Below are 17,484 nucleotides of genomic sequence, written 5' to 3'. Positions count from 1 at the left end.
TCATCGTTCGGTAAATAACTTCATGGTGAATATCATGGCTGCTGTAGTGGCTTATTGTTTGAATCCCAATAAGCCAACTTTCCAAAATATGCTAAAAGGCTAAATGGATTTCATCGAACTCAGGTTAGATACTTAATTAGCTCCGACCTTGTAGTTCTATTGAGCTACAAGGTTTCATCAATTAAAAACATTTAAAATAAATAACTTAAATCCGTTTTCTTGTTCTCTTTCGCTTAAATCTCAGTAATCTCAGTTGAATTAATTTTCAATCTTTAGGAATGACTGGCTCGCCTGCACAAAAGACTTTACCAAACAGTACCGCCCCAACAAAATAGAGTAAATGTTCTAATTTATAAAATGAATATATCAAGAGATTCAGCATGGTCAGTCCTAAACACGACGTACATAGACACGCTTTTCAAAACTGCTTGGCAGATTTTCAAGAATTCCAAGGCGAATGCATTCCTGCAACTGAAATCAAACAGCATGACTTCACAGGTTTACGCGTTGCAGTTATTGGTGCAAATCAGGACAGCGTGGCACAACTCGATAGAATTTGTCAGCAAGCAAGATCTGTTCAAGTCTTTCAAATTGCACCGCATTTTGTCCTACCAAGTACAGAACGTGGCATCCATCGCCTAATTAGCCATCCTTTGGTGTTTAAAAATCGACGTTTGTTTAATAACCGCGTCAAAAATATTTTGGCTTTACGCTTTTTAGATGCTCAAGTCAAAGACACGTGGCTTAAACGTCAACTCACACCAAACATTGCAGATACACATCAACGCTATTTTAAATCTGATCATTATTATTCAGCTTTACAACGCGAAAATTGCCATTTGATTACTTGGCCAATTGTCAAAGTCTGTGCACATAGCGTGCATAGTATTGATGGACAAGAACATCCAATTGATACCATTATCACTACATTTTAAGTCACACTAAAAGCATTATCATTTAAATAAATAGTAGCTTGATTTTTATTCTATTTAAATCCAATAAAAAAGAGCCAAAATAAAATTTTGGCTCTTTTAATACATATAGTTTCATTAACCAATACGACGTTTTAAACCTGTCATTTGTAAAACACGTGTTGAAATTTCTTCAATCGACATTTCTGAAACATTTAAATATTTAATCCCTTCTGAAATATAAATACCTTCAATCGCACGCAATTCCATTTGGCATTGATTAAAACTTGCATAACGGCTATTGGCTTTACGTTCAGTACGAATTGCCACAAGGCGTTCAGCATCAATCATCAAGCCAAATAACTTATGTTTATGCGGCTTTAATACGGCTGGCAAACGGTTGTCATCGAGGTCTTCTTCAGTCAATGGATAGTTCGCCACACGAATCCCGAACTGTAAAGAAAGGTAGATGGAAGTTGGCGTTTTACCCGAACGCGACACCCCAATCAGAATCAGATCGGCCTTGTCGTAATGGCGTGTACGTGCGCCATCATCGTTATCTAAGGCAAAATGCACCGCATCAATACGTGCCTTGTAAGATTCAGAATCTGTTACGGCATGCGTCTGCCCGACCAAAGTGGTTGGTGGTGTTCCTAACTCTTCAGAAAGCTTACTAATTAAGCCTTCAAATACATCTAAATTAATTGCTTTGGCAGTGTTGATAATGTCACGCACATATTGGTCAACCAAGGTATCAAACACCAAAGGTAATTGACCATCAATTTGTGCTCGGGCATTAATCTCTGCCACCACATTCATAGCCGCTTCTTCAGACGTAATATAAGGATGAATATGAATATCAAAGTCCACATTTGGAAATTGCGCTAAGAGTGAATGTCCAAGGGTTTCAGCCGTAATTGCAGTTCCATCGGAAATAAAAAAAACACTCCGCTTAATTTGTTTACCATCTGACATTAAAATTCTCCTTAAACATTTGTCTTAGTGCTATATAATCTTTATAGTAAACCGATCTTACATGACTGTCGCTTAGTAAAACCAAATTGCTAAGTAGATTTATTATAATTTCATGACAAGATAGTGATTAATACTGCAAAAGTGGAGTAACAACTTTGGAAGCGCGCGTAATTGGTCTGGAAAAATTAGGGAAACACGATGTTGAGCTCGTGGGTGGGAAAAACTCATCTTTGGGCGAAATGATCAGCCACTTATCTAATGCTGGTGTATCGGTACCAGGTGGCTTTGCAACAACAGCTGCTGCTTATCGTGAATTTCTCGAGCAAAGTGGCCTAAACGCTAAAATTCAAGCAGAGCTAAAAACACTCAATGTAGATGACGTGAATGCGCTTGCTGAAACTGGTGCAAAAATTCGTCAATGGATTGTCGACACTCCGCTTACTGCATCACTAGAACAAGAAATCCGAGTTGCTTTTGAAGCACTCTCTAACGGCAACCCAAACATCGCGGTTGCCGTTCGTTCATCTGCAACTGCAGAAGATCTACCAGACGCATCTTTCGCAGGTCAGCAAGAAACATTCCTAAACATCCGTGGCATTGACAACGTATTAATTGCCATTAAAGAAGTTTTTGCATCTTTGTACAACGACCGCGCGATTTCTTACCGTGTACACCAAAACTTTGACCACGATGTCGTTGCTTTGTCTGCAGGCGTACAACGTATGGTACGTTCAGAAACTGGCGCTGCTGGTGTAATGTTTACCCTAGATACAGAATCTGGTTTCCGTGATGCTGTATTCATTACTGCTTCTTATGGTTTGGGTGAAATGGTGGTTCAGGGTGCAGTTAACCCAGATGAATTCTATATTTCTAAGCCTTTATTAAAAGCAGGCAAACACTCAGTTTTACGTCGTAACCTTGGCTCTAAACACCAAAAAATGATTTATGGTGAAGAAGGCGCGGCTGGTAAATCTGTAGTTGTGGTCGATGTTGAAAAACAAGATCGCCAACAGTTCTCTTTAAATGATCACGAACTACAAGAATTAGCGAAACAAGCGTTAATTATTGAAGAACATTATCAAGCGCCTATGGATATTGAATGGGCAAAAGATGGTGATGACGGTCAAATCTACATCGTTCAAGCACGTCCTGAAACTGTAAAAAGCCGTGAAAACGTCGGTACTATGGAACGCTACCTATTGAAACAAAAAGGTACGGTCATTTGTGAAGGTCGTTCAATTGGTCAGCGTATCGGTTCTGGTAGAGTCCGCGTTGTAACGTCTATTAAAGAAATGGACAAAGTTCAGGAAGGTGACGTTCTTGTTTCAGACATGACTGATCCAGACTGGGAACCAGTGATGAAACGTGCTGCTGCAATTGTCACTAACCGCGGTGGTCGTACTTGTCACGCTGCAATTATTGCCCGTGAATTAGGCGTACCTGCAATTGTAGGTTGTGGTAATGCAACTGAAGTTTTGACTGATGGTCAGGAAGTTACAGTTTCTTGCGCCGAAGGCGACACAGGTTTCATTTATGAAGGTGCTTTAGATTTTGAAGTTCAAAAGAACTCAATCGAATCTATGCCTAAACTTCCGTTCAAAATCATGATGAACGTTGGTAACCCAGACCGCGCATTTGACTTTGCTCAAATTCCAAACGAAGGGATTGGTCTTGCACGTTTAGAATTCATCATCAACCGTATGATTGGTGTGCATCCTAAAGCATTGCTTAATATTGACAGCTTACCACGTGAAACACGTGCAGCAGTTATGGCGCGTACTGCGGGCTATTCATCGCCAATCGAATTCTATGTAGAAAAATTGGTTGAAGGTATTTCTACCCTTGCTGCTGCATTCGCTGACAAACCAGTGATTGTGCGTATGTCTGACTTCAAATCAAACGAATACGCAAACTTAATTGGTGGTAAGTTATATGAGCCAGAAGAAGAAAACCCAATGTTGGGCTTCCGTGGTGCAAGTCGTTATGTGTCTGACAATTTCCGTGACTGCTTCGAGCTTGAATGTCGTGCCTTGAAAAAAGTACGTGACGAAATGGGCTTAACCAACGTACAAATTATGATTCCATTTGTACGTACCGTTGCTGAAGCAAAACGTGTGATCGAATTGCTTGCGCTGAATGGTTTAAAACGTGGTGAAAATGGTCTGAAAGTGATCATGATGTGTGAATTACCAACCAACGCATTGTTGGCTGAACAATTCCTTGAGCACTTCGATGGTTTCTCTATCGGCTCAAATGACTTAACTCAGTTAACACTTGGTTTAGACCGTGACTCAGGCATTGTTTCTCACCTGTTCGATGAACGTGACCCTGCAGTGAAAGCATTACTTTCTATGGCAATTCACGCATGCCGTAAAGCAGGTAAATATGTCGGTATCTGTGGTCAAGGCCCTTCAGATCACCCTGACCTTGCACGTTGGTTAATGGAACAAGGTATTGAATCTGTATCTTTAAACCCAGACTCAGTTTTAGACACTTGGTTCTTCCTTTCTGAAGAAAAAGCTCAACAAGCGTAGTAAAACGTGTTAAAAGAAAACCCATGCACCTGCGTGGGTTTTTTTTCAAATTCATTTTTTGAGATTTTATATTTATGCAAATTTACTTGGCACGAAATAATCAACAAGCTGGGCCATACACCTTAGAGCAGCTCAACCAAATGCTCGCCAGCCAACAAGTGTTGCTGACAGATTTGGCTTGGCACCAAGGCATGAGCGAATGGAAAGCTTTAGGTGAACTCACCCAAGGTAAACTTGTATATGAACCACAAGGCTACGTCAGCACACCACCTGCCCCTGAACATTCACCTTTTCAAAATACAGATTACACGGCTACAAACACATCACGACCAAGCTCAGCATCATCAAATTCAAGAACACAGGCAACAAAAAATGAATTGGCGAGCATTAACCAACGTGCTTTAGCCAAAATTATAGACATGTTGTTATGGTTGCCTGCAGCAGCACTTCCCTCTTTTTTCTTAAATGCGGACCAGTTTGAACAATTGTCTGGTTTACAACAAAAAATGCAGGCAGCGACAACGTCTGATCAAGCCATGCAATTGCAAACTGAACTCTTTCAGCTCATTCCAATGCAAGCTTGGCAAGCGGTGGCAATTTATTTATTGATTATGCTGGGCATACAAGCCTTCCTGCTGGCTAAAACTGGACAAAGTATTGGCAAACGTCTGACTAAAATTAAGATTGTCGATGCTGAAACCGATGAAAAAGTCAGCCTAATGCGTGTGTTTACTATTCGCTCTATCATTTTCATTATTTTGAATATGATGTTTATGCCCTTCATCACAATTTTAGATTATGGCTTTGCATTTGGTGCAAAACGACAGGCTTTGCACGATAAACTCGCCAAAACCAAAGTCGTAAAGCAATAATTTGATTTTATTTATTCAGGGATGATTGATCATCCCTTTTTTCTTATAATATTGATAAATATAAATAAATTAAAATTAACACAAATAATTCCGAGTATAAAAATTGGTTTTTATTCCCTCCACTTAAAGCCGCTTTATGTGTAGCTTAGTTTGTCGATATCAGGCATAATGCCCTACAACGTAGCGGTGTCCGATGATTAAGAAGACTTTTTCATCTTTTTTGATGTCTTTTTAATCATGCGACACTTTAATCGCTATCCCATATTAAATTAGGGAATGGGACTCTTCACCGAGGTTGTAAAATGAGACAAACGATTTTAGCTGTATTGTCTTTATCTACGATGGCTGCACTCTTAACTGGGTGTGGCGGTGATTTAGTACTTCTGAACTCAAAAGGTCCAGTTGCAGCAGGTCAAAGTAACCTGATGATGACTGCGATTTACCTAATGCTATTGGTGGTTATTCCATCTGCAATTATGGCATTGTGGTTCGGTTGGAAATATCGCGCATCGAATAAAGACGCAGACTATCAACCAACATGGTCACACTCTACTGCAATTGAAATTGTAGTATGGGGTATACCTGTTATTATTATTTGTATTTTAGCTTGGTTAACTTGGTGGGGTTCCCACAAGTACGACCCTTACCGTCCGCTAGAATCCGAAAAAGCTCCTTTAACTGTTCAAGTTATTGCTGAACAATTTAAATGGATCTTCATCTACCCAGAACAGAACATTGCTACTGTTAACGAATTACGCTTCCCAGAGCAAACGCCTGTAAGCTTACGTTTAACATCTAACTTCACAATGAACTCGTTCTTTATCCCTGCATTATCTGGTCAGATTTATGCAATGGCGGGTATGCAAACTCACTTGAACGTTTTAGCAGACAACACGGGCGAATTCCGTGGTTTCTCATCTAACTACTCAGGTTATGGTTTCTCGCAAATGCGCTTTAAAGCTCACTCTGTAACTCAAGCTGATTTTGAGCAATGGGTAACAGCTGTTAAAGCAGGTCAAGGTACGACTATCAATCCTCAAGCTGTTCAAAAAACAGTTTTAGATCAAGCTGAATTTGCTTCTTTACGTGACGGTAACCGTTCACAGAAACAAATTGATGCAATGGTTCGTAACGCCAAAACTGAATTAGAGAAAAAACTTGCTGCAACGGCTTTAAAAGAAGGTCCATATAAGACTCAGCCACATCCTGTGACTTATTACTCTTCTGTTGAGCAAGGCTTGTTTGAATCAGTGATCAATAACTATATGAGTAACTACCATGGTGCTGACCATTCAGCTCCTGTAGTGGCTGGTGAAGCGCCTGCTTCTGAAACTCATGTAGCAGTTGAACATGCGACTGCTTCTCAAGGGGAATAAGACATGAGCTTATTAGGTAAGTTAGGTCCAGATGCAATTCCTTACGATCCAATCGTATTGGTAACTGTTGCAGCGATGATCTTAGGTGGTCTTGCAGCGATTGCTGGTATTACCTACTTCAAAAAATGGGGCTACTTGTGGAACGAATGGTTCACATCTGTAGACCATAAAAAAATTGGTATCATGTATATCTTTGTATCTGTAGTCATGTTACTTCGTGGCTTCGCAGATGCGATCATGATGCGTCTTCAACAGTTCCTTGCGAAAGGTGGTGGTGAAGGCTATTTACACCCAGAACACTATGACCAGATTTTCACCGCACACGGTGTGATCATGATCTTCTTCGTGGCAATGGGTCTTGTTGTTGGCTTAATGAACATCTCTGTACCATTACAGATTGGTGCTCGTGACGTAGCCTTCCCGTTATTAAACTCTTTAAGCTTCTGGTTATTCGCTGGTGCTGCAGGTTTAATGATGGTTTCACTTGCATTAGGTGAATTCGCTGCTACAGGTTGGATGGCTTATCCTCCTCTATCTGGTATCGAATATTCTCCAGGTGTTGGTGTTGACTACTATATTTGGGCACTTCAGGTTTCTGGTCTAGGTACGCTTCTTACTGGTGTTAACTTCTTCGTTACCATCATCAAAATGCGTGCGCCTGGCATGAAACTTATGGACATGCCTGTTTTCACTTGGACAACATTAGTTACTGCGGTACTTATCATTGCAACATTCCCAGTTTTAACTGCGACAATTGCAATGTTAACGCTTGACCGTTACTTCGGTTTCCACTTCTTTACGAACGACATGGGTGGTAGCCCAATGTTGTATGTAAACTTGATTTGGACATGGGGTCACCCAGAAGTTTATATCTTAGTATTACCAGCATTTGGTATTTACTCAGAAGTAACTGCGACTTTTGCTCGCAAAACATTGTTCGGTTACAAATCAATGGTGTACGCAACTGTTGCAATTGGTGTGTTATCACTTGTTGTATGGGTTCACCACTTCTTTACCATGGGTGCAGGTGCCAACGTTAACGCGTTCTTCGGTATCATGACCATGATTATTGCGATTCCTACTGGTGTGAAAATCTTCTCTTGGTTATTCACCATGTACAAGGGTCGTATTACCTACACTACCCCAATGCTTTGGACACTTGGCTTCCTTGTGACTTTTGGTATCGGTGGTTTAACAGGTGTATTAATGGCAGTTCCACCAGCGGACTTCCTTGTACACAACTCTTTATTCCTAATTGCTCACTTCCATAACGTAATTATTGGTGGTGTAGTATTCGCGATGTTCGCAGGTATCATTTACTACTGGCCAAAAATGTTTGGTTGGAGACTGAATGAGACTTGGGGTAAAGCAGCATTCTGGTTCTGGTTCTTCGGTTTCTACTTTGCATTCATGCCACTTTATATCCTTGGTTTCATGGGTATGACTCGTCGTTTGAATACATATGACAACCCAGAATGGGATCCATACTTGGCAATTGCGTTCTTCGGTTCTGTGTTAATTGCTATTGGTCTATTCTGCTTCGTTATGCAGATTGTGGTTGGCTTCCTACAACGCAACCAACGCTTAGACCTTACTGGAGATCCATGGGATGGCCGTACGCTTGAGTGGGCTACTTCTTCTCCAGCACCGTTCTATAACTTTGCTCACCTTCCAAAGATCAATGGTATTGATACTTTCTGGACTGACAAAGAAAATGGTGTTGCATACGCTCGTCCAACTAAGTATGAAGATGTCCATATGCCAACTAACCGTGCAGCTGGCTTCATAATTGCAATGTTTATTACAACTATGGGCTTCGCATTAATCTGGCATATTTGGTGGCTAGCAATCGTTACGTTCATTGCGGCAATCATCAGCTTCATCGTGAGTTCTTTCACGAAGAAAGTGGACTACTATGTTCCTGCTGCTGAAGTTGAGCGTATTGAAAACGAACGCTATGCGATCCTTGAAAAACACTTGAAGAAGGACTAAGACATGGCTGAAGTACTTCATCACGACAACCACGGACATGATGATCATCACCACGATGATACAGACATCACCGTCTTTGGTTTCTGGACCTACTTGATGAGTGACCTTGTAATTTTTGGTACACTTTTCATCGCGTTCGCTGTATTAAGTAGCCACGTTCCAGTAGGCACTCCAACAGCTAAAGATTTGTTTGGCGAGTCATTAGGCTTCGTTTTAACAGAAACTTTTGCCCTGTTGATTTCTTCTGTAACTTTCGGTTTTGCCGTTTTAGCTGCTTACAAGAAAGATGTTGCTAAAGTTCTAACTTGGTTAGGCGTGACTTGGGTTTTCGGTGCGATCTTTATTGGTATGGAACTTTATGAGTTCAACCATTTAGTTCACGCTGGACATGGTCCAAGTGCGAGTGCGTTCTTATCTGCGTTCTTTACTTTGGTTGGTACGCACGGTATTCACGTAACTTCAGGTTTAGTTTGGATGATCGTGTTAATGGTTCAAATCAAGAAATATGGTTTGACTATTCCGAACATGCGTCGTTTAGCTTGCCTAAGCTTGTTCTGGCACTTCCTTGACATCGTTTGGATCTGTGTATTCAGCGTAGTTTACTTGATGGGAGTTCTCTAATGAGTCACGATCACAACTCTGCTGGTGCATCACACGGTAACACTAAGCAATATACGATTGGCTTTATCCTTTCTGTTATCCTTACCATTATTCCTTTTGGTATGGTTATGGCAGGTGGTTTTGGCCGTGGTATTTTGATTACTGTTATTTCGATTACAGCAGTTGCTCAGATTCTTATTCAATTAATTTATTTCTTGCATATGAATTCTTCTTCAGAGCAACGTTGGAACGTGATTGCATTCGTGTATACCATTCTGACCATTGCCATCCTTTTGGTTGGTTCTGTATGGATCATGAACTACCTACACTACAACATGATGATCTAAACTGGTTGTCATGCTGAAAAAGTATTTATTCCTGACAAAGCCAGGAATTCTCTTTGGTAATTTTATTACCACTTTGGGTGGCTACTTTGTAGCTGCCCAAGGTTCTGTAGATTTCCTTCTCCTACTGCTTACTCTGCTTGGTACAACGCTTGTTGTCGCCTCAGGATGTGTGGTCAACAATATTATTGACCAAGACATCGACCAAAAAATGCAACGCACACAAAACCGTGCTTTAGTGAAAAAAACTGTTTCTGTTCCTATTGCGCTGATTTATTCAGTGGTATTGGGCATAATTGGTTTTAGCATTTTATGGTTTGGAGTTAACGCATACGCTTTTCTTTTTGCACTGATTGGTTTCGTGGTTTATGTCGGCTTTTACAGTCTATGGACCAAACGCACAACAATTCATCAAACCATTATTGGCAGTATTTCAGGCGCAAGCCCACCTGTCATTGGTTATACCGCTGTTGCAAATCAATTTGACTTAGCTGCACTACTTATCTTTTTAGGTTATGCACTTTGGCAAATGCCCCACTCTTGGGCGATTGCAATTTACCGTTTTGATGATTACAAAAATGCGGGGATTCCAATTTTGCCAGTTGCTCGTTCAATTTTACGAACGAAAATTGAATCACTAATTTATGTGGTGTTATTTACCGTTGCCATGAATGGACTGTTTGTATTTGGTTATGCAAACTGGCTATATCTGGTTATTTTGAATGCACTTTGTATTTATTGGTTCTATATTGGCGTCATTGGCTTCAAAGCAGAAAATGATCAATTATGGGCAAAACGCTTTTTCCTATTTTCGGTTATTTTAATTACTGTTGTGAGTTTATGTTTTAGCTTTACAGCAACCGCACCAAGCACGCAAATCATACTTTTTTAAAAGATAGAGTTTAGCTCTATCTTTTAATGGAGTGCCTACCCTCTCCACACTTCAATATTTAAATAATAACAATTTATCTGTCTTTGAATTATTCGTCCTTAATAATTTTTGCATTAAACACTCTAAAAGTTAGTGACATACAAATACAAAGCATAAAATTTAAATTCCAATCATAGATGCAAAATATTACATTCCCTTTTTACCCAAGCCGATCTTTTCTTAGACCAAGCCTTGAATTTACTTGGTAAAAGCTCTAAAATTCACGCTTCGCAATTTTGCGACACAACTTCGGTTGTGACTCCTTGCTTCTGGCTCAATTTAGTCAGGGGCTGCATAAACCGTAAGGAGCTGACAATGCGTCACTACGAAATCGTACTTTTGGTACACCCAGACCAAAGCGATCAAGTTGTGGGTATGGTAGAACGTTACCTAACTCACATCAAAGAAGCTGAAGGTCAAATTCACCGTTTAGAAGATTGGGGCCGTCGTCAATTGGCTTACCCAATTAACAAAATTCACAAAGCGCACTACATTCTTATGAACGTTGAATGTGGTCAAACTACGCTTGACGAGTTAGAAGAATTGTTCCGTTATAACGACGCGATCCTTCGTAGCTTGATCATCCGTCGTGAAAACGCTATCACTGAAGAGTCATTATTGGCTAAGAGTGCTGAAGAAAAACGTGCGCGTAAAGCTCAACGTGAAGAAGCACAACACGCTAACCAAGACTCTGCTGAAGCTTAAGGAGAACATCAATGGCACGTTTTTACCGTCGTCGCAAGTTCTGCCGCTTTACAGCTGAGAACGTTACGTACATCGACTACAAAGATATCGATACACTAAAACAGTACATCACTGAAAATGGCAAGATTGTTCCTAGCCGTATTACAGGTACTAAAGCTCGTTACCAACGTCAATTAGCGCTTGCTATTAAACAAGCTCGCTACTTAGCGTTGATCCCTTACACTGACAATCATAAGTGAGGTTGAGCTGTGGATATTATCTTATTACAACGCATTAAGAACCTTGGTAAATTAGGCGATAAAGTTTCAGTTAAAGCTGGTTACGGCCGTAACTACTTGATCCCTCAAGGTAAAGCAGTTGCTGCAACTGAAGCAAACACTGCTGCATTTGAAGCTCGTCGTGCTGAACTTGAGAAGCAAGAAGCTGAAATTTTAGCTGCTGCTCAAGCACGTGCTGACCAATTGAACGAAGTTAACATCGTAATCACTGCTAAAGCTGGTGATGAAGGTAAACTTTTCGGTTCTATCGGTACTCGTGACATCGCTGACGCGTTAACGAATGCTGGTCTTGAAGTTGACCGTGCAGAAGTTCGTTTACCAAACGGTGCGCTTCGTCACACTGGTGAATTCAACATCGCAATCCAATTGCACCATGATGTTGTTGCTGAAGTTCTCGTTACTATCGTATCTGAGTAATTTGCTGCAAAAGAAAAGAGCATGCCTAATCGCATGCTCTTTTTTTGTCTTTAGAATATACGATTAGTACAATTTTCCTAAATCGTCCTGCACGCTTTGACTTATCCTTCGCCAAAATCTACTCGCTTTTTTTTCTAGAGGGCGTATCATCGGGAAGTGGAAAGAATATGAGTTTCAAATTCTATCCCCGTGCATTATTCAGCATTTACTGTTTTAAAAATCAGGGATTTATATGTCACAGGCGACTGCTAGCGCAAAGCAACATACTGCAAAGTCTGATCTAAAACCAAATGAGAACAGCCCGCTTAAAGAGTTTCGTACCCCACCGCATAACTTAGCCATCGAACAAGCTGTTTTGGCTGCGTTAATGACTGTGGCCGAATCTTTTGAACAAGTGGGTGATGTGCTACAAGAATCTGATTTTTACGCGACACGCCACAAATATATTTTCCGCGCCATTGATTCTTTGTCTAAAGAAAACTCACCTTATGATGCCGTATTGGTGAATGACTGGCTGATTAAACAAAATTTACTTGAAGCTGCAGGCGGGGAAGAATACTTAATGCAGCTCATGGCAGACTCGCCTTCTAGTTTTTATAACCTAGAAACCTATGCCACGAAAATTAAAGAATTCTCGACCCTCAGAAACATGATTAAAGTCAGTTCTGAAATTTTACAAAATGCCTATGACACCAAAGGGCGTAGTGTCAGTGAAATTTTAGATTTGGCTGAAACCAATATTTTCCAAATTGCCGAACAACATAATAACAATGCCAAAGCACAAGGCCCAAAAGCCATTTCGAGTGTGGTTGCCGATGTATTCGACAAACTTGATGAACTTTCTAAAATGGAAGGTAACATCACAGGCTTAACCACAGGCTTTGTGGAGTTAGATAATAAAACTTCGGGCATGCAAGCGGGTGACTTGATTATTGTCGCTGCGCGTCCATCTATGGGTAAAACCACCTTTGCCATGAACTTGGTCGAAAGTGTTTTGTTTAACAATGATTTGCCTGCCCTTGTCTACTCTATGGAAATGCCTGCAGACTCAATCGCAATGCGTTTAATTTCTGCATACGGCAAAGTGCATCAAGGGAATTTACGTTCAGGTAAACTCAGTGGCGATGAATGGTCAAAAGTCACAGGCACGATTTTACAACTGCAAGAAAAGCATTTGTATATTGATGACTCATCTGCCCTGCCGCCTACGGAAGTACGTGCACGTGCGCGACGCATTGCCAAACAACATGGCGGTAAAATTGGCTGTATCATGGTCGATTATTTGCAGTTAATGAAAGTCCCAGGCATGGGCGATAACCGTGTCGGCGAAATCTCAGAAATTTCACGTAGCTTAAAAGCCTTGGCCAAAGAGATGAACTGCCCTGTGATTGCTTTGTCACAGCTCAACCGCTCATTAGAGAACCGACCTAATAAACGCCCTGTGATGTCTGACTTGCGTGAATCTGGTGCAATTGAGCAGGATGCGGATTTAATCATGTTTATTTACCGCGACGAAGTTTACAATAAAGAATCTAAAGAAGCAGGTACTGCCGAAATTATTATTGGTAAACAGCGTAACGGCCCAATTGGTACGGTACGTCTTGCTTTTGAAGGGCAATATACGCGTTTTAGTAACTTATCTCCTGAGTATTATGCTCAGTATGATGATGAAGAGTAATGCTTGCATTGCTCTTTTTTATTAAAACCATGTTTTAATCTGACTTATTAACTTTGCCCACCATAGTTTCCAACTTGAGAGTAAATTCTAATCTTGACTATTTTCTTCCATTTCAAGTGATGGAAATGCTTTATTTAATTGCTTGCATGTCGGATACTTTTGTTGCAGTTGCGCCAAATAATGTGTCTGATCATAGTCTATAAAACCATCTAAAATCCCAACCTCTGATCTATCGACTGTAGAACAATTTGAGGTCTGCTTATTCCAAGCTAAAAATGGGACAATCGGTTTAGATAAAACAAGCTGGTCATTCTTACAGTTTAATGTTGCAAATGAAACTACTTGATATTGCTGGGGTTTAGCACCATCTGGTGCATAAGCTAAACCAATAATTAATTGGTTTTTAGCTGTACTTTTACCTGAAAATCCACTGTACCATTGAGTAGGCTTTTTATATTTAACCTCATCTAGTATTGAGCGAAAAATAAATTGACCTGAACTGAGTTCAAAAATGAAGTCTGAACTCTCCTGTACTGCCAGTGAACCTTGGTAACGGGCAATAAAAACGTCATTGGGTGAATGTGGCATACAAGCCATAACTGACTGACAAAAAAATAAAGTACTCCATCCCAGATAACAAAATATTTTCATTATTTATTCAACATATCCAAGTTTAAAATGCATTGTTTAATCTCTCTTTGAGTTCATTTAAATTACGAACCCACTCTCCACAATCATCTGAATCTTGCCATAACTCGTACAGTTTAGAATTTCCTGAGTGAGAGCATCTAACACCATAATAGCTTTTAGAACGTATAGTTTTATATGAAAAATAAAGTCTGAAACTTTTACAAATTATTTGCAATCAATAACCTAATAGATTTTTCGATCTTAAATTAATTTATGATCAAAAACTTAAATGTTCATGTCTATTTGAGGTTGATAGGTCTACAATAGTGAATATTTTTAAATAGAACTATTTTTAGTATTTATTTATCACTCCACAGTGTATCTAACACAAATTACCAATTGTCATTCCCAAGGAGTATTTAGGGTGCGCCAAGCAACAGTTTATATTGACAGTCAGGCACTGCAATATAATTTAAACCGTGTCAAACAACTTGCCCCAACAGCAAAAATTGTTAGCATGGTCAAGGCCAATGCTTACGGACATGGTGTAAAAGACTGCTTAGCAGCTTTAAAAGACAGCGATGCCTTTGGTGTCGCTTGCGTTGAAGAAGCCTTAGAAATTCGTGAATTGGGATATACGCAGCCCATCACCCTGATTGAAGGTGTTTTTTCTGCCGATGAAATGCAAAGTGTGTTGGCACACAAATTGGAATGTGTAGTGCATCATCAAGCACAGCTCGATTGGCTACTACAACATAAAGCTGATTATATCGCACAAGGCTTAAAAGTCTGGGTCAAACTCAACAGCGGCATGAATCGTTTAGGTTTTAAAATTCCTGAAATTATTGATGTGATTCACATGCTCAAAGCCGAAGGTTTTACCTGTGTGTTGACCATGCATTTTGCCAATGCCGATGGCGACCATGCTTTGAATGATCAACAAGTCGCACAATTTTTGCATGTCAAAGACAATTGCAGCCCTATTCTTGCTTCTTGCTGCAACTCTGCTGCAATCTATCGTTATCCCGAATTGCATTTTGATTATGTACGCCCAGGCATTATGCTTTACGGTGCAACGCCTTTTGCCGCACATAATGTGCATACACTCGACTTAAAGCCTGTGATGACTTTAAGCGCAGAAGTGATCGCACTAAATGAAATTGATGCAGGCGAACACGTCGGCTACGGTTCAACCTTTACTGCAGAACAAGCCATGCAAATTGCGATTGTTTCAATTGGCTATGGCGATGGTTATCCACGTACATTTGTTCAGCCAAATTTTGTTGCGATTGGTGCAAAATTAACGCCTGTGCTTGGTCGTGTGTCTATGGATATGATTGCCATTGATGTCACAGGTTTAGACGTTGAATTAGGCACACAAGTTGAACTATGGGGCAAACACCGTTTGGTGGATGATGTTGCCACAGCCAATGGTACCATTGGCTATGAGTTGTTGTGTCGTTTAAGCCCTCGCCCACAGCGCAAGGCAACCAGCATTTAACTTTCTTTTTTCGATCTGTTGCATGTAGCAGTTTTGCTGCATGCAATCGTCTAAGCCATTCTCTTTTTCTTTCTTATATTTTTCTTTTCGCTTTTTATTTTCTTAAATTCACTTTATTTCCATTCATATTGATAAAAATTTGTGGTCACCCACATTTGCATTTAGCGCTTTACAGTCATCCAAATATTTAGCTGAAAATCACACTCAAAATCTCAAGAAAAAACAATATGCTCGCGCACTGTCTTTAAACTGCCACATCGCTTCAAATTCATGGATTAATCACATTTCACCAGTTCTCAGAAGTTTGTGCTGCGCGCTACGATGAATCAATGACTTCACGACTATTTAAGCCATTTATAAAAGCATCCACATGATAAGAAAATAATCTATTACCAATATTTGTTTACTTTTGACTTCAAAGCATCATCAAACTGCAGCCTCTTTGAAATATAAAACGCTTAATTTCTAAACAAGAATAAAGAGGAAAAACTCCTTAATTTTTATAACCTTATTCTGCTTAGGAAAAGAATATGTCTGAACAAAAAGTAGCTTTAGTGACGGGTGCATTAGGTGGTATTGGCAGTGAGATTTGCCGTCAACTGGTTACAGCAGGCTATAAAATTATTGCAACGGTTGTACCAAGAGAAGAAGATCGCGAAAAGCAATGGCTTAAAGACGAAGGCTTTACAGAAAGTGATGTGCGCTTTGTTTTAACCAACTTAAATGAGCATGAAGCGGCTACAGCAGCCATTCAAGAAGCAATTGATGCTGAAGGTCGTGTAGATGTGTTGGTCAACAATGCTGGTATTACCCGCGATGCAACTTTCAAAAAAATGAGCTATACGCAGTGGTCTGAAGTGATTGAAACCAACTTAAAAACACTTTTTACCGTGACTCAGCCTGTATTTAACAAAATGTTAGAACAAAAGTCTGGTCGCATTGTGAACATTAGTTCGGTGAACGGTTTAAAAGGTCAATTTGGTCAAGCCAACTACTCTGCAACTAAGGCAGGCATCATCGGCTTTAGCAAAGCTTTGGCGCAAGAAGGCGCACGTTCAAATATCTGCGTGAACGTCGTTGCACCAGGTTATACCGCAACCCCGATGGTCACAGCCATGCGCGAAGAAGTAATTAAAAGCATTGAAGCACAAATTCCTCTGCAACGTCTTGCCGCCCCTACCGAAATTGCGGCAGCAGTTATGTATTTAGTGAGTGATCATGCTGCATACGTAACAGGCGAAACCTTATCAATCAACGGCGGCTTATACATGCACTAAGCGTGTAACACCTCATTTAATCTACAAGTTTATTTACTGGAGTGACACCCATGCTATACGGCGACTTATTTTCAAACATGAATGCTCAATACAAAAACGTGTTTGAACCGTACACTAAATTCAACAGTATAGTTGCAAAAAATTTTGCTAACTTAACCAACCTACAATTAGAAGCAGCACGCAACTATGCCAACATTGGTTTAGCACAAATGTTTGCCAATAGCGAAGTGAAAGACATGCAAAGCATGGTGAACTGCACCACCAAGCAATTAGAAACTATGAACAAACTCAGTCAGCAAATGATTGAAGATGGCAAAAAATTAGCAACACTGACTTCAGAAGTCAAAGCAGAATTTGAAAAGTTAGTCAGCGATTCAATGCCAAATAATAAATAAACACTGCTCTGAAAACCATGCGTTATCAGGACGAATGTTACGGGGAAGTGTGAAATTTTCCCCGTTTT

16 protein-coding genes and 2 pseudogenes are annotated in these 17,484 nt (G+C 40.2%); 16 read left to right on the top strand and 2 right to left on the bottom strand.

The genetic code is table 11. The features are described from left to right. A pseudogene (locus HX743_RS10390) lies at nucleotides 1-103 on the top strand (IS982 family transposase); the annotation flags it as partial. A 277-nt stretch (nucleotides 104-380) separates the two neighbouring features. Then, entirely contained in the window at nucleotides 381-935 is a 555-nt protein-coding gene (locus HX743_RS10385; RefSeq protein ID WP_178319172.1) for a flavoprotein, read from the top strand. A gap of 114 nt (nucleotides 936-1,049) precedes the next feature. Here HX743_RS10385 and HX743_RS10380 read toward each other — a convergent pair whose 3' ends face one another. After that, nucleotides 1,050-1,886: a pyruvate, water dikinase regulatory protein gene (locus HX743_RS10380; protein WP_004973178.1), complete on the bottom strand. Its 837-nt coding sequence runs from the start codon at nucleotides 1,884-1,886 to the stop codon at nucleotides 1,050-1,052. A 155-nt stretch (nucleotides 1,887-2,041) separates the two neighbouring features. On the opposite strand from HX743_RS10380, the gene ppsA reads away from it, so the two are divergent. From ppsA to dnaB, 11 genes are all read left to right on the top strand, one after another. Further along, nucleotides 2,042-4,420, top strand: coding sequence for a phosphoenolpyruvate synthase (ppsA, locus tag HX743_RS10375; protein ID WP_004973175.1), 2,379 nt, complete (start codon nucleotides 2,042-2,044; stop codon nucleotides 4,418-4,420). A 74-nt stretch (nucleotides 4,421-4,494) separates the two neighbouring features. After that, on the top strand, nucleotides 4,495-5,292 hold the full coding sequence (locus HX743_RS10370) for an RDD family protein (RefSeq protein ID WP_004973172.1): 798 nt from the start codon (nucleotides 4,495-4,497) through the stop codon (nucleotides 5,290-5,292). 302 nt (nucleotides 5,293-5,594) lie between these two features. Next, nucleotides 5,595-6,668 (top strand): ubiquinol oxidase subunit II, encoded by a 1,074-nt coding sequence (gene cyoA, locus HX743_RS10365; RefSeq protein ID WP_004973169.1) that lies wholly within the window; start codon nucleotides 5,595-5,597, stop codon nucleotides 6,666-6,668. A 3-nt stretch (nucleotides 6,669-6,671) separates the two neighbouring features. Then, the gene (gene cyoB, locus HX743_RS10360) at nucleotides 6,672-8,660 is read left to right on the top strand and encodes a cytochrome o ubiquinol oxidase subunit I (protein WP_096900904.1); all 1,989 of its coding nucleotides are present in this window, start codon (nucleotides 6,672-6,674) and stop codon (nucleotides 8,658-8,660) included. A gap of 3 nt (nucleotides 8,661-8,663) precedes the next feature. Further along, nucleotides 8,664-9,281, top strand: coding sequence for a cytochrome o ubiquinol oxidase subunit III (cyoC, locus tag HX743_RS10355; RefSeq protein WP_004973159.1), 618 nt, complete (start codon nucleotides 8,664-8,666; stop codon nucleotides 9,279-9,281). Then, nucleotides 9,281-9,607 carry a cytochrome o ubiquinol oxidase subunit IV gene (locus tag HX743_RS10350; RefSeq protein WP_004973158.1) on the top strand — a complete coding sequence of 109 codons (327 nt, stop codon included), beginning with the start codon at nucleotides 9,281-9,283 and terminating at the stop codon, nucleotides 9,605-9,607. Before cyoC ends, HX743_RS10350 begins: the two co-directional genes overlap by 1 nt. A 10-nt stretch (nucleotides 9,608-9,617) precedes the next feature. Continuing rightward, nucleotides 9,618-10,496 (top strand): heme o synthase, encoded by an 879-nt coding sequence (cyoE, locus tag HX743_RS10345; protein WP_004973155.1) that lies wholly within the window; start codon nucleotides 9,618-9,620, stop codon nucleotides 10,494-10,496. Between the two features lie 354 nt (nucleotides 10,497-10,850). Then, on the top strand, nucleotides 10,851-11,240 hold the full coding sequence (rpsF, locus tag HX743_RS10340) for a 30S ribosomal protein S6 (RefSeq protein ID WP_004973153.1): 390 nt from the start codon (nucleotides 10,851-10,853) through the stop codon (nucleotides 11,238-11,240). Between the two features lie 11 nt (nucleotides 11,241-11,251). After that, nucleotides 11,252-11,479, top strand: a complete 228-nt coding sequence (gene rpsR, locus HX743_RS10335) for a 30S ribosomal protein S18 (protein ID WP_004719336.1) — start codon at nucleotides 11,252-11,254, stop codon at nucleotides 11,477-11,479. Between the two features lie 9 nt (nucleotides 11,480-11,488). Next, nucleotides 11,489-11,935: a 50S ribosomal protein L9 gene (gene rplI / locus HX743_RS10330; protein ID WP_004973150.1), complete on the top strand. Its 447-nt coding sequence runs from the start codon at nucleotides 11,489-11,491 to the stop codon at nucleotides 11,933-11,935. A gap of 232 nt (nucleotides 11,936-12,167) precedes the next feature. Further along, complete coding sequence (gene dnaB, locus HX743_RS10325; RefSeq protein WP_004973149.1) at nucleotides 12,168-13,613, top strand: replicative DNA helicase; 1,446 nt, start codon at nucleotides 12,168-12,170, stop codon at nucleotides 13,611-13,613. Between the two features lie 21 nt (nucleotides 13,614-13,634). On the opposite strand, the pseudogene HX743_RS10320 reads toward dnaB, so the two are convergent. Further along, a pseudogene (locus HX743_RS10320) lies at nucleotides 13,635-14,201 on the bottom strand (hypothetical protein). Nucleotides 14,202-14,667: 466 nt separating this feature from the next. On the opposite strand from HX743_RS10320, the gene alr reads away from it, so the two are divergent. The 3 genes from alr to HX743_RS10305 all read left to right on the top strand — a co-directional run bounded on the left by alr (nucleotide 14,668) and on the right by HX743_RS10305 (nucleotide 17,416). Then, nucleotides 14,668-15,744 carry an alanine racemase gene (gene alr / locus HX743_RS10315; protein ID WP_004973145.1) on the top strand — a complete coding sequence of 359 codons (1,077 nt, stop codon included), beginning with the start codon at nucleotides 14,668-14,670 and terminating at the stop codon, nucleotides 15,742-15,744. A 530-nt stretch (nucleotides 15,745-16,274) separates the two neighbouring features. Then, complete coding sequence (locus HX743_RS10310; protein WP_004973144.1) at nucleotides 16,275-17,021, top strand: beta-ketoacyl-ACP reductase; 747 nt, start codon at nucleotides 16,275-16,277, stop codon at nucleotides 17,019-17,021. Nucleotides 17,022-17,071: 50 nt separating this feature from the next. Next, nucleotides 17,072-17,416: a phasin family protein gene (locus HX743_RS10305; RefSeq protein WP_004973142.1), complete on the top strand. Its 345-nt coding sequence runs from the start codon at nucleotides 17,072-17,074 to the stop codon at nucleotides 17,414-17,416. Nucleotides 17,417-17,484: the final 68 nt, after the last annotated feature.

Origin of the sequence: Acinetobacter sp. Swhac1, from assembly GCF_013390985.1 — a bacterium.
Classification (GTDB): Bacteria; Pseudomonadota; Gammaproteobacteria; order Pseudomonadales; family Moraxellaceae; genus Acinetobacter; species Acinetobacter towneri.
The sequence above is the reverse complement of the archived record's forward strand: the minus strand, read 5'-3'. Positions and strand labels throughout refer to the sequence as shown.